Annotated in this window: 17 protein-coding genes; 6 read left to right on the top strand and 11 right to left on the bottom strand. The window is 60.3% G+C overall.

The window, feature by feature from the left end:
• Nucleotides 1-107: 107 nt before the first annotated feature.
• Nucleotides 108-347, bottom strand: a complete 240-nt coding sequence (locus C8N35_RS22935; RefSeq protein WP_107992084.1) for a helix-turn-helix domain-containing protein — start codon at nucleotides 345-347, stop codon at nucleotides 108-110.
• Between the two features lie 3 nt (nucleotides 348-350).
• Complete coding sequence (locus C8N35_RS22930) at nucleotides 351-587, bottom strand: hypothetical protein (RefSeq protein ID WP_107992083.1); 237 nt, start codon at nucleotides 585-587, stop codon at nucleotides 351-353.
• A 251-nt stretch (nucleotides 588-838) separates the two neighbouring features.
• On the opposite strand from C8N35_RS22930, the gene C8N35_RS22925 reads away from it, so the two are divergent.
• From C8N35_RS22925 to repC, 3 genes are all read left to right on the top strand, one after another.
• The gene (locus C8N35_RS22925) at nucleotides 839-1093 is read left to right on the top strand and encodes a helix-turn-helix domain-containing protein (protein WP_107992082.1); all 255 of its coding nucleotides are present in this window, start codon (nucleotides 839-841) and stop codon (nucleotides 1091-1093) included.
• A gap of 215 nt (nucleotides 1094-1308) precedes the next feature.
• The gene (locus tag C8N35_RS24565; protein WP_107992081.1) at nucleotides 1309-1566 is read left to right on the top strand and encodes an antitoxin MazE-like protein; all 258 of its coding nucleotides are present in this window, start codon (nucleotides 1309-1311) and stop codon (nucleotides 1564-1566) included.
• 200 nt (nucleotides 1567-1766) lie between these two features.
• Nucleotides 1767-2900, top strand: a complete 1134-nt coding sequence (gene repC / locus C8N35_RS22915; protein WP_107992080.1) for a plasmid replication protein RepC — start codon at nucleotides 1767-1769, stop codon at nucleotides 2898-2900.
• On the opposite strand, the gene C8N35_RS22910 is transcribed toward repC, so the two are convergent.
• The 9 genes from C8N35_RS22910 to C8N35_RS22875 form a co-directional block, all read right to left on the bottom strand.
• Complete coding sequence (locus tag C8N35_RS22910; RefSeq protein ID WP_107992079.1) at nucleotides 2881-3153, bottom strand: hypothetical protein; 273 nt, start codon at nucleotides 3151-3153, stop codon at nucleotides 2881-2883. The two genes, repC and C8N35_RS22910, sit on opposite strands and share 20 nt — an antisense overlap.
• The gene (locus C8N35_RS23770) at nucleotides 3150-3506 is read right to left on the bottom strand and encodes a hypothetical protein (RefSeq protein ID WP_146177470.1); all 357 of its coding nucleotides are present in this window, start codon (nucleotides 3504-3506) and stop codon (nucleotides 3150-3152) included. The genes C8N35_RS22910 and C8N35_RS23770 overlap by 4 nt, the downstream gene beginning before the upstream one ends.
• A 10-nt stretch (nucleotides 3507-3516) precedes the next feature.
• Nucleotides 3517-3990, bottom strand: a complete 474-nt coding sequence (locus C8N35_RS22905) for a hypothetical protein (protein WP_107992078.1) — start codon at nucleotides 3988-3990, stop codon at nucleotides 3517-3519.
• Nucleotides 3991-3993: 3 nt separating this feature from the next.
• Complete coding sequence (locus tag C8N35_RS22900; protein WP_107992077.1) at nucleotides 3994-4182, bottom strand: hypothetical protein; 189 nt, start codon at nucleotides 4180-4182, stop codon at nucleotides 3994-3996.
• A gap of 147 nt (nucleotides 4183-4329) precedes the next feature.
• Nucleotides 4330-4602 carry a hypothetical protein gene (locus C8N35_RS22895; RefSeq protein WP_146177469.1) on the bottom strand — a complete coding sequence of 91 codons (273 nt, stop codon included), beginning with the start codon at nucleotides 4600-4602 and terminating at the stop codon, nucleotides 4330-4332.
• Nucleotides 4603-4742: 140 nt separating this feature from the next.
• On the bottom strand, nucleotides 4743-5414 hold the full coding sequence (locus C8N35_RS24320) for a hypothetical protein (RefSeq protein WP_245926951.1): 672 nt from the start codon (nucleotides 5412-5414) through the stop codon (nucleotides 4743-4745).
• 260 nt (nucleotides 5415-5674) lie between these two features.
• A complete protein-coding gene (locus C8N35_RS24075; protein ID WP_210203660.1) occupies nucleotides 5675-7000 on the bottom strand; it encodes a RyR domain-containing protein in 1326 nt (441 codons plus the stop codon).
• Entirely contained in the window at nucleotides 6997-7563 is a 567-nt protein-coding gene (locus C8N35_RS22880; protein ID WP_107992075.1) for a hypothetical protein, read from the bottom strand. The genes C8N35_RS24075 and C8N35_RS22880 overlap by 4 nt, the downstream gene beginning before the upstream one ends.
• A 2-nt stretch (nucleotides 7564-7565) precedes the next feature.
• Nucleotides 7566-8249, bottom strand: coding sequence for a DUF2786 domain-containing protein (locus C8N35_RS22875; protein ID WP_107992074.1), 684 nt, complete (start codon nucleotides 8247-8249; stop codon nucleotides 7566-7568).
• A 474-nt stretch (nucleotides 8250-8723) separates the two neighbouring features.
• Between C8N35_RS22875 and C8N35_RS22870 the strand changes: the two genes are divergently transcribed.
• The 3 genes from C8N35_RS22870 to C8N35_RS22855 all read left to right on the top strand — a co-directional run bounded on the left by C8N35_RS22870 (nucleotide 8724) and on the right by C8N35_RS22855 (nucleotide 10038).
• On the top strand, nucleotides 8724-8912 hold the full coding sequence (locus C8N35_RS22870; RefSeq protein WP_146177468.1) for a hypothetical protein: 189 nt from the start codon (nucleotides 8724-8726) through the stop codon (nucleotides 8910-8912).
• Nucleotides 8913-9343: 431 nt separating this feature from the next.
• Nucleotides 9344-9613, top strand: coding sequence for a DUF2312 domain-containing protein (locus C8N35_RS22860; RefSeq protein ID WP_107992071.1), 270 nt, complete (start codon nucleotides 9344-9346; stop codon nucleotides 9611-9613).
• On the top strand, nucleotides 9610-10038 hold the full coding sequence (locus tag C8N35_RS22855; protein ID WP_107992070.1) for a hypothetical protein: 429 nt from the start codon (nucleotides 9610-9612) through the stop codon (nucleotides 10036-10038). Before C8N35_RS22860 ends, C8N35_RS22855 begins: the two co-directional genes overlap by 4 nt.
• The last annotated feature ends 359 nt before the right edge of the window (nucleotides 10039-10397 follow it).

Here is a 10397-nt window from a genome sequence, read left to right as displayed (position 1 = left end):
GTCCGAATATGACCGCTAGAGAGCCAGCAATATACGGGAATGACGGGCCTACAATCATAGGGACCAGCCTCAAATAGTCGAACATATCGCGTCCCCCGGCGGCAGCGTCATGTCAATTCACCATTTTTGATCTCTGCCGCCCGATTGTCGGGCCACTGCGGTGGGCGCCACCCTGCCAGCATCCATTCGAGGACGCGGCACGCAATCGGATTGGGCGGGCGTGCGTTTGTCCCTGTCGTCGCCTCCCATTTGCGGATGGTTCGCGGATCTGTATCGATGATCGCCCCGAGTTGGGCAGCAGAAAGGCCCAGCGTATGCCGGGCCTCCTTGAATTCTATCGGTGTCAACGTTCATTCCTCCGGCTGAATGCTGAACAGAAACATTTTCTTCGCAGGCGTCACGACTGCCGCATCCCATGCGTCGTAGTCGGTGTCGACCTCTGCGTCGACGAGCGTGAGCCCCGCGCGAGCGAAATGCTCGTGGGCGGCCGTGACCGCTGCTTCGAGGGTGGCCCGTTCAAGAATGCGGCTGTCGTATCCGGGGATATTGTCGAAGCCGGACTCTTGGTGCTGGTAGAGCGTATACATTCGGTTCTCCATTACTGGCGGGCTCCATTGCCCTCTGAACCTCGTCAAGATAGGACCTATGGTCCTATCTAACAACGTTCTTTTTTAGCAAGGTGCGCGACAAAATCGACCGGGCCGCGTTTTCTCACGCGCGAACCAATTGGCGCCACAGCTTGTTTCCCCGTCTGGCACCATGACCGTTTGACAGGGGGCTTGCGGGCGTGGATTTTCTATAGGGGTGAAATCGAGGTGTCTCAGTGAGCCGAAACAACATGGCGAACGGTCAGGGTGGTTCTGCCGACCCGTATGCTCTCACGGGCGAAGATCTCGCGCTTGCGCGCAACGCTCTCGCTATCAGCGCAGCGCAGTTCGCGGATCTCGTTGGGGTTTCCGGTGAGCGGACTGTTTTTCGCTGGGAGAGCGCGCCGAAGAAGGCTCTGCCGGGGCCGGTGGCGACTATCGTGCTGGCGATCATGACCAGCAGATCGGTGCGGCGCTATTTCGGTCTAGCGTTGCCTGAAGACTAAGGCGCCGGCGCGCGCCATCCAAACACGCGGCCGTTCCCCCACCGCTCCGCGCTCCAGGGCCGGCACCCAGCGCCCTTAACCAAACGTTTACCATCATCGTTTTTAGGTAGGAGTTGTTACTAGAGCGCATCCCCGGAAACCCGGGGCTTTGCCCGAAAGAGCGAATCATGATGCTCTAGCAACCAAACGACCTCCACCTGGGACGAGGATCATTGATGCAATCGCACCACAGTCAGGACCAAGCGAGCACGCGACGCCCGATGCGGGAGCGAGTGCAGGAGTGGAGGGAGAGGAAATCGGCTGAAGGATACAGGCAGGTTGCGATCTGGATACCGGACGATCTGCGGGTGTGGCTCGATACGTGCGTCGAGCGTGGCGACTATGCCAACCGCAGCGAGGCGGTCGCCTCAGCGATTGATTTGATCCGGGCTGTAAAGGAACACCAGGAGAAGGGCACTCCAAAGACGACGTAGAACTCAACCCTCGGCAAAGCAAAAGCCCGCGAAGCGGGAACTTCACGGGCTTTTAGGTCTTTCGACGATCCGAGGGGGCCAAAAACAACGCCGCGACGAATAATTGCATTCGCGACTATGGCCTCCCCTGATTCGTTTGTCAACGCTGCTGCAATCGTTTGCAGCCACGGCCGTGCTTTGCCTGACGAACGGAGACAGAAATGCAGACGTCATCGTCTGGCGGCCGGCGCGCGTCCAAAGCTGCGCTGGAAGCCCGTGCGCTCGGCTTCGAAAAGGACCGAGTTGTCACCCGCAAGGAACTTACTCAGATCATACGAGATGCCCAGAAGGCGTTGCAGCTGAGACCATCTGTCCGGCTTGTGCTGCAGGTGCTCGCCTCGTGCTGGGGCGAACAGATGCTTGAGGGCCGGTTGCTGGTCTGGCCCTCGAATGACTACATCGCCGAGAAGACCGGGCTATCGGAACGGGCAATCCGTTACGCAGTGCGCAGCATGATCGCCGATAAGCTCGTGCTGCCCAAGGACAGCGCCAATGGCAAGCGGTTTGCGATCAAGAACCGCGTGGGCGACGTAATCGACGCATTTGGGTTCGACCTGCGGCCTCTCTATGCACGCGCGCATGAGTTCGCGGAGATTGTCGACGCCATTGACCTGGAGCGGGAGGCGCGCAAACGCGCCCACGACGATCTGACGATCATGCGGCGAGCCACCCAGGCAACATTAGAGGCCCTGTTAGAGGCCAGCCCAGCGCCGCGCACGGACGATCTGGTCGAGGCGTTTGAGGATCTGGTCAGTCGGACGCCCCGGCGGGCGTCTCCTGCACCTATTGACCATCTGCTGGAGCAATGGTCCGCTCTCAAGGATCTGGCAGAGAAACGGCTTTTAGAGGCCGGCTCTGGCGGCAACACGTGCCGTCTCATTGATACAAACAATGAAACCTCTCATCACTGTAACAAGGCTTTCGAGACTGGCAAAGCGCGCGAGGCGGCGCCGGAGCCCCTATCACTCAGGCTCGTGGTTGAGGCGACACCCTGTTTGGCCGAATACGGCGTGGCTCTCGGCGACTGGCGGGATGCCTATGCGGCGGCACGACAATTCCGGCCACTGCTCGGGGCGCACCATAGCGCTTGGGAAGAGGCGGTTGAGGGTTTGGGGCTCGAAACGGCGACGGCCACCGTGCTCTATGTCACCCAACTGCTCGATGATGACGCGACCAGCGGGGCTGGGCGGATCCGAAACCCCGGCGGCTATTTCCGCGCCCTGATACGCTTGATGATCGAGGGACGCTTCAATCTGTCAGCCGAGTTGAACCGGCTCAAATACCGGAGAGAATAGACCGCACAGATCCCAACGCCCAGGTCTGCGAGTTTTCGAGCAACCCGAAAAGGTCGTCATGCTCGGCATATAGATCAACCTCTTGACAGACGGCGTCGACCGTAGCGGCGCTCACGATTTGGAAGGGAGCTTCGAACCAATAGCTTCGGCCTGTCGGTAACAGCTCCATTCGCAAAATATCGCCGCCACGCAACCTATTGATGATGAAGTCGGGCTCATCGGGCAGCAGCGTGTCGCTACACGATTGGGTCATTTGCTATCCTTTGGGATTTGTCCCGATAGGGTGCCGTCGTCGATACCGTGCGCGACCAATTCGCGAGCCCAGCGCTCTTGGGTAACGGGATCACAGTGCGCCAGGGCATCATTCCATGTCGGCCAGCGACCATGCTCGCCGAAAAAGCGGTACTGATAGTGGAACGAGGCAGCGTCGTGCGGATCTCTGGGGTCGTGTTTGACTGCGCACTCGGGGCATGTCCCCCCGGGAGCGGGGGCGAGCATGAATGAGGATTTCGACGTGTTGAGGATTTCGCCCGTGCGCATATCCACATGCTCACATCGGGTCGGGATCGAAATCTGTTTTGTTCCTCGTGTCGTGTCGTGTTGCATACAATCCCCCTCACCCAAAGAAGCGACCAGTTACGGCGCGAGCGCCTGGTTCCTCAGGGCCGCAGATCACCCACCGGGTTTCATAGCCCTGCGGGTCCTCTGCCCCAGCGCCCATCTGGCGGACCCAGCGGTTGGAAATGGGTGCCTCGGCGAGTAACTCCCGCGCGTCGTCTTCGTCGTACCCGGACAGGCGGGCGATCACGGCGGGGGTCATGGCTCGGTCAAGAGGCTCGTGGCTCACACGCCCCCACACGAAAACCGCGCACAGGTCATAGCCGTCCGAGAAATAGAGGGTCTGCAAGTCGCTGGAGACGAATTGCCGTGCAACCGGCCGCTGCGCCCAGATCGTCACCGACCGGCCGGATGCGGTTTCGCCCTCGACGAAACGAACAAGATCCTGTTCGGACCTGATTTCGTCCAGCGCGCGCCGAAGGACACCATCCGTATCACGGCTTTCCGCCGCCAATTCCAAGCCTGTCATCATATCTCAAGCCCTCGCGCCACGTGTCGCCGGGGACATATCCTCGGGGCCATCAATCAGGCTGAACGCGATAGCCTCCTGCCCAGCGTTTTCCATACGGTCGGATGCCTTGGTCATCGCGGCGTCTTTGTCGGCCGCGCGAACTGTGATCGAGCGGACGGAGCGGTACTGAACGGAAAATCGAAAGATCGGCATTGACGTTGTTCCTATTTTCAAAAACGCGCGTAATTCTGGAAGGCGGGCGGGGGAACGACCTGCATCGCGCCAAGGCCCTCATCCCGCCGGGCTCACGCTAGGCTGCGCGAACACACCAGCGCTCACCACAACGCCTACCAACGGGGCCTATTCGGCCCCACCTGCTCCACCCCATTGGCGAGCAGCGGCTAGAGCCGCTTTTCCTTCGCGCCAATCTCGGGTCAGCTTGTTCTTCGCCAGATGCGCCAACCTGTCGACAAACTGGTGAGCAGTCTCAAGGTCTGGACAGGCGTTCACCGCGCTATCCGCGAGCAAGAGCCCCAAAGATGCGATCACCTCGCCTAAGTCCCTTCCGGCGAGCACTCGCTGAACGTCGCGAGCGGCCTGGATCGCCGCCATTTCTGATTGCGTATCTTTCATCTCAGCACCATCGCGTTCCCCCGCCCACGGCCGCCGGCGGTTGCTTCCGCCGACCTTGTTTTCGCTGTCAAAGCAGTCCGTGGGGTGGTGGTACCCAGCCGGGCGCGCTCCCCGGCGCAGACATGGGCGGGAGATAGCTCCTAATCGGTTGTCTTTTCGGGGCGCGTGTGACCATCGGCCGGCGGCCAGATCGTCACCGTTTTGCCACGGGCGATCTCCGAGTTGACGTATTCGACCATCTCCTCGTCATCAAAAAACGGGGCCTGCTGGGTGCATAAGTGCCCGTCTTCGTCGCGGGATTCCGCCTGCCAACCGCCCGCGCGGCTTTCTTCTGGCGTCAAAAGATTGACGGGGTTCGGATTTTTCATCTCGTCTCTTTCCGAGAGGTGTTCAACCGCCTCTAACACAATGAGATTTTTCCCAAGCGGGAATGCAGCCATAGACCGGGGGTCTGTGTCGTAAGCAGTGCGGCACCGCCAATAGAGGGTTGCAGTCCGCCCGCCGCATCGGGCGAGCGTACGAAGCCCCGGTTCTGCCCATGAATGACGCGCGGCATCGATCAGCCTCGCGGTGTGATCCCGTAGGCAGTAGAGCGTGGTCGACGTTCCGAAATTAACGTCACCAACCAACAAGCGATTGAGCTGGGCGAGCCCGGCCATATCCTCCGCGCCGATCTGCTGCAGGATCTTCTTGGCACGAGGGCCAACGCTCTTCAGGAGACGGCCGATGCGGGGATCAAGAGCCGGGTCCAAATCTCCTTCGGCGGTTTCTTCTAAATCGGGCAGGTAGTAGCGCCATTCTCTCTCGGCCATTGCCTCACCATCGTTCTATTGTAGGGTCTCGGTTCTACTCAGTGATCCCAAATGGGAAACCCGCTTGAATCACACTCTCCTACGCACAGATGAAGATCGCCGATATTCATAAGCGACATGACAATTATACCGGCGAGAAAACCCCACCAAAAATATGATTTTACAATGTTCGGAAAGAATAACTTCGCTAATTCCTTATCGCTAAACCCACTATGATGAATGACTGCGCTCTTTTTATTAGGAGTAGCACTATTCATTTTTTACTCGTCCGCTGTTGTGCGTGTTCCAACCGCATCACTCAAGGCACGAACCACCGCGCTGAACAGATAGTCCTTGGTGCGCTGCTCGACCGGCAGATCTGCAAACCGGACGAGGCAAGGGTGCGTCTTCGCGCCGGGGTCTTTGACCTCCCCGTAAGTCCACCCATCCGCCAGTTTCTGGGCCATCCAGCTTTCGTGAGACGCAGAGGGCGCTGCGGTCGGGTTGCGGCGGTGGTAGGCGACGCCCGCAATCGCCGATGACCTCTGCCACTCAGGCGCGGCCGCCCACCCCACTTGACTGTCGTCGCCCAGCGCCGCGCAATAGGCGCGGTTGACCTCGTGCGCCACGCGGGCGACCTCGGCGTCCTTCAGGAGTCGCGGGGCTTGAGGGAGGAGCCAGTATATTTCGCTAAATGCGGCCATCGGGTCGGCTTGGAAGCGGGCCTCGTTGGCGGACCCGTCGCCACCATACCTGCGGGCAATCTCCCCCATATCTTCGCGCCGCCCCGCCGTCCTCAAGTGGAACCACACTTCGTCACGGTCGCGGACCACAGTCACCACGAACGGCGCGTGGCGGTGCGTCCTCAGCAGCCTGTCGGCCACCTCACCCGCAAACTCGTGAGGCGTGAAAGCCACCGGTACGCCAGAGTATCCTACGAAGGCCTGCACCGTCGCCGCGCCTGCAATCTGACTCACGACATGCTCGACGAACTGCGATACCACGAGCCCTTGGGCCCTGAACCCGCGCGGATTGAGGAGATACTGTCGGTCCAGCCTATCCCATTCGGCGAAGCTGAACCCGGCGGAGCGCAGATACATCAACGTGAGCGAGCTGCCCTTGCGCCGCCACAGCCGCAGGTCGTTATCCTCCAGGTCAAAGACCAGCTCAGGGATGCGCTCCCTGAGGAAGCAAAAATTCCACGCGAGATGTGCGGATGATGTGTCAAAGTCGCCGAGGGAGAGCAAGTTCCCGCAAGGTTCGGACGCAAGATCCGCCAGAACGCCGCCCACTTTCTTCCATGTAGCTTGCCCATAGCCAAGCCGCCTGATACGGCCAAGCGGCCCCTCTCCGGTTTTGTGCCGGCTCAGCACAATGATAGAGGCCGCGCGCGTGGCCATGCGCTCAAGGTCGTAAAGTGAGAGTTGACAGCCAACAATGAGGACGTGCCTGCCGTCGACACATTCCAGCGGGGGAGTTGCGCCATCAGGGCAACCACGGAACTCGATATCCGCCCATCGCCGATGCACGACCCACGCGCCTGCGAAGCTGTGAATGTCCTTATCGCGATAGATGCAGATATCGGGCCTGTACGGGGTCTCGCTCATGAGCGCCCCCCATCGTTCGCGCGGGCGTGCAGCCGGGTAATGACGGTTTTCGGGTCAATCTGCGCTGCTTCACACAACCATCTGGCATGCCATGGGCTCGTCTCGAATGCATCCATGACGGCGTGCAGCAGCGGATAGCTGGCAAGATCCTCCTGCGTCCGCCGGCGGGCGCTGCGGATCGCGTCGACCAATAGCTCGGCCGCCGGCCCATGCAGGCCGCCACCGCCAAGCATTTCGCCAGGTTTCCGGCACGCGCTCACCCTCAGGTAGCCGCGAAAGTTCGGCGTGTTGGGCATCACCGGCCCAACGTCCCCATCGACCAGCCCGCGCGCCGGCTCGCCAGCAATCCAAAATACGGCGTCACACGGCACAGCGCAGCGCGCCAGCGTGTTCCCCTCGCACTTGGTGTAGTATTCGCCGCCACTTCGGACGTCCTCAGCGCTGTATCGCCCCGCCCAGACAAGCGGGTACGTGTAGCCCTCATTGTTGGGCCGCCAGAAGGTGATGAACGGGTTCCGCCGGAAGCTGGCTCGCAGATCCGCGATGAAATACTCGTCGCTCATGGTCACGCCGCCTCAATCTGGCTGTTGAGGCTGATGTCGCCTGCAAGCGCGTACCCGGCGCTCAAGGCGGGCGTGTTATAGACCGCGCGCGGGGGGCGTGCCGGGCGGACATGGAAGTTCTCCGCGATGAATTCGCGGTTCAGCCGCCCTTCGTTGGCATAGAGGGCGGGGAGCGTCGTAGCCCCAGCCGGGCCGTCCGCTGCCTTGCGGCTATTCGCAAGCTCACGCAACCGCTTCGCCAGCCGCATGGCCGCGCCCATGCCGAATTGCCGCTGGTAGCGGGGGCTGTCGGAATACGCGCGGGCCAGCCGCCGCACCGTCTTGACGAGATACGGAGCCATTTCCATCACCACCGCAATGTTGTGCGGTGCGCCGATGATCGTGACGGGCGCGCCCGCCGCTCGCCGGCCATGCACCATCGCTTCGCAGAAATATGCGCAGGTCACTTCGGTCCAGATAATACGGACCCAGCGGTCATAGATGCCGCTCGGCGTATCCTGGGCAGTCCGATCCGCGCCCGCCTGCTCCGTGTCCGAGACCTCTGAGAGGCACAGATTGTATTTGACCAGCAGCTCATGGGCCTTGGCCGCGAAAGCGGCCGCCTCATGCTCGCTCGCCGTGCTCTTCGCCTTGGCGAGAAGCGTCCTCACCTTCCGCGCAATGTCCACGCTCTGGGGCTGTTCCATCCAGCATTCCTTTCGGCTGTCCAATGGGCACGCCCGATCGCGCCGGGCCTCTCTTGTGCGCTGACATTATCAATACGTGTACACGTTTGCAATCGTATCATGTACATGATAATGAAAATTTCATGTACACGATATGGCGTGTGATTTGCAGCCGTGTGGCCGCCCGAAGGAGCCGCGACGCTATGAGATGGAAGGGGAAACCTATGAGCAGAGAAAGGCTCGATTGCGCGAGTGGCATTCCCCATTCGCATGGGTCCCGGTTCAGATGGATGACGGGAGATGGGTGTGGTTCGAACGCTACAGGCGGAGGCTCATCGAGGAAAAATTGGCTACATTGACCGTTACGCGCGAGTGGGAACGGCTCTGTGCTGGCCCCAGCGCGGAGCCCAAACAGACGAAATCCAAATGGTGGCCGCGAGCGTCCGGCTGGCGCCACCTTTGACTCCCTCCCATGTACACGATAAGCGTTCCCTGATGGGCCGCAAGAAAACCTATACGGAGCAGATCCGGGTGCCGTTGCCCGAAGGGAAAACGGCTGAAATCGATAGCGTGCTGGAGCCCGGCGAGTACCGGCTCGACTTGATGCGCGATGCTATCGACCGGGAAGTTGCGCGCAGGGTTCGGCGGAAAAGGCGCTTGAGCGACCAGGACGGTGGCGAATGAGCTGCCGAGCGCCCCATGTCATTCATCTCAGATCTGAAAGAAGGCTGCACCCAAGAGGCCGTTGATCGGTTCTATTGGAAACACGGGCCTTGCTGCGCCGGTTGCGACTGGTGGTCCCACGTCAATTCCTCTGTCGGGGAATGCGGCCGTAGTGCGCCCGTCGCAGCCGCCGAACGCATCTCGATGCTTGGCATCGAAGCCCCAAGCCTTTCATGCGGCGCGGGGCACGTCATGACACCCAGAAATCACCTGTGTGGGGAATTCAAGGACGACTTCGACTGGTCATCCCTACCCCTCTCCTATCGGGTGCGAATTGGAGCGCCAAGCGGCTGATTTTGATCCCGACGATCCCTTCGACGCGCGGCCGGGCTCGCCCGGGATCTCTTGGGACTCCCGCAACTTCATAACAAATAACTGAGGAATAAAGCGAAATGGTACCTGCAAATGGCGTTTCCGCCGACCAGATCAGAGCGTTCGTGGAGCGTATCGAACGGCTCGAGGAAGAGAAGAAAGCTGTCTCAGACGACATCAAGGGGGTCTACGGCGAGGCGAAGGCTACGGGCTATGACGCTAAGATCCTGCGTCTGGTCGTCCGGCTCCGCAAGCAGGAGCCGGCAGAGCGGAGCGAAGCCGAAGCGGTCTTGGATCTCTACCTCCATGCTCTCGGCATGGCCCCGGCGATGGAGGGAGACGAAGCATGACCGACAACCCGGTTGATGTAGCCGAGGCGGAAGCCTCATCGCGTTTTATTTGGCAGTGGGTCGTTGGGCCGGCCGATGGCCCGTATGATATGGTGTGTGGATCGCGCGAAGAGGCGGCCGAAACCGCATCTTTATACGGCGGGAAAATTGCGGAAATGTTGGTTCGGAACGCAAAGCTTTCCGAATGTATTTTCGTCCGCGACTTCCTCAACGTAGCCGAAAATATCATGAGCGAGGATGGTTGTGCGTGGAATAATCAGGACGGCATATTCGATGTAGAGGATCAGGCGTTGGCGGATCTGCAATCGCTGCTGAGATATACGGCGGACCACTGGCAACGAAAACACGGGCTCGTGTTCACGACAACGCAACATGTCCGCGTCAGGAATGTGGAAACCATTGCCCCCGAAAACCTTTCCGATTGACGGGGCGCGCGCCGATGAGGGGGCAATCCACATGCTGACTGTGGCAAAAATGACTCATAATGCACCTTATGCGAGTCATCGCGTGCAATGCCATTTGCCGTAGCAAAGCGCGCTGAACGAGGCCAGAGAGGCCCCTCCCCTCTGGCCTTATTTTACAAAAGCGGCGACGAAATATGCACCCCGCTATTCACGGCTCGGCGCTTCATCTTCCGCGATCACCTCAAATTCGCCGATCTCGCTCGGATCGATCGGTTCATCGTCGTCCGCGCGCGGAAGGAGCATTTCCAGGCTCACACCGAGTGCGGTGGCGATCTTCTGGAGGGAGCGAAGGCTCCCCTCCTTCTTCCCGCTTTCAATTT

Source organism: Breoghania corrubedonensis (assembly GCF_003053845.1).
GTDB lineage: Bacteria > Pseudomonadota > Alphaproteobacteria > Rhizobiales > Stappiaceae > Breoghania > Breoghania corrubedonensis.
This window is presented reverse-complemented; position numbering and strand designations above follow the sequence as displayed.

What these genes read in the sequence shown, in the direction of transcription:
- C8N35_RS22875 (WP_107992074.1), bottom strand. Translation starts at nt 8,249, where the DNA reads ATGGAACAGCCCCAGAGCGTGGACATTGCGCGGAAGGTGAGGACGCTT.
- C8N35_RS22895 (WP_146177469.1), bottom strand. Translation starts at nt 4,602, where the DNA reads ATGAAAGATACGCAATCAGAAATGGCGGCGATCCAGGCCGCTCGCGAC.
- C8N35_RS22910 (WP_107992079.1), bottom strand. Translation starts at nt 3,153, where the DNA reads ATGACCCAATCGTGTAGCGACACGCTGCTGCCCGATGAGCCCGACTTC.
- C8N35_RS22930 (WP_107992083.1), bottom strand. Translation starts at nt 587, where the DNA reads ATGTATACGCTCTACCAGCACCAAGAGTCCGGCTTCGACAATATCCCC.
- C8N35_RS24320 (WP_245926951.1), bottom strand. Translation starts at nt 5,414, where the DNA reads ATGGCCGAGAGAGAATGGCGCTACTACCTGCCCGATTTAGAAGAAACC.
- C8N35_RS22905 (WP_107992078.1), bottom strand. Translation starts at nt 3,990, where the DNA reads ATGATGACAGGCTTGGAATTGGCGGCGGAAAGCCGTGATACGGATGGT.
- C8N35_RS22855 (WP_107992070.1), top strand. Translation starts at nt 9,610, where the DNA reads ATGACCGACAACCCGGTTGATGTAGCCGAGGCGGAAGCCTCATCGCGT.
- C8N35_RS22860 (WP_107992071.1), top strand. Translation starts at nt 9,344, where the DNA reads ATGGTACCTGCAAATGGCGTTTCCGCCGACCAGATCAGAGCGTTCGTG.
- repC (WP_107992080.1), top strand. Translation starts at nt 1,767, where the DNA reads ATGCAGACGTCATCGTCTGGCGGCCGGCGCGCGTCCAAAGCTGCGCTG.
- C8N35_RS22925 (WP_107992082.1), top strand. Translation starts at nt 839, where the DNA reads ATGGCGAACGGTCAGGGTGGTTCTGCCGACCCGTATGCTCTCACGGGC.
- C8N35_RS23770 (WP_146177470.1), bottom strand. Translation starts at nt 3,506, where the DNA reads ATGCAACACGACACGACACGAGGAACAAAACAGATTTCGATCCCGACC.
- C8N35_RS24565 (WP_107992081.1), top strand. Translation starts at nt 1,309, where the DNA reads ATGCAATCGCACCACAGTCAGGACCAAGCGAGCACGCGACGCCCGATG.
- C8N35_RS22880 (WP_107992075.1), bottom strand. Translation starts at nt 7,563, where the DNA reads ATGAGCGACGAGTATTTCATCGCGGATCTGCGAGCCAGCTTCCGGCGG.
- C8N35_RS22870 (WP_146177468.1), top strand. Translation starts at nt 8,724, where the DNA reads ATGGGCCGCAAGAAAACCTATACGGAGCAGATCCGGGTGCCGTTGCCC.
- C8N35_RS24075 (WP_210203660.1), bottom strand. Translation starts at nt 7,000, where the DNA reads ATGAGCGAGACCCCGTACAGGCCCGATATCTGCATCTATCGCGATAAG.
- C8N35_RS22900 (WP_107992077.1), bottom strand. Translation starts at nt 4,182, where the DNA reads ATGCCGATCTTTCGATTTTCCGTTCAGTACCGCTCCGTCCGCTCGATC.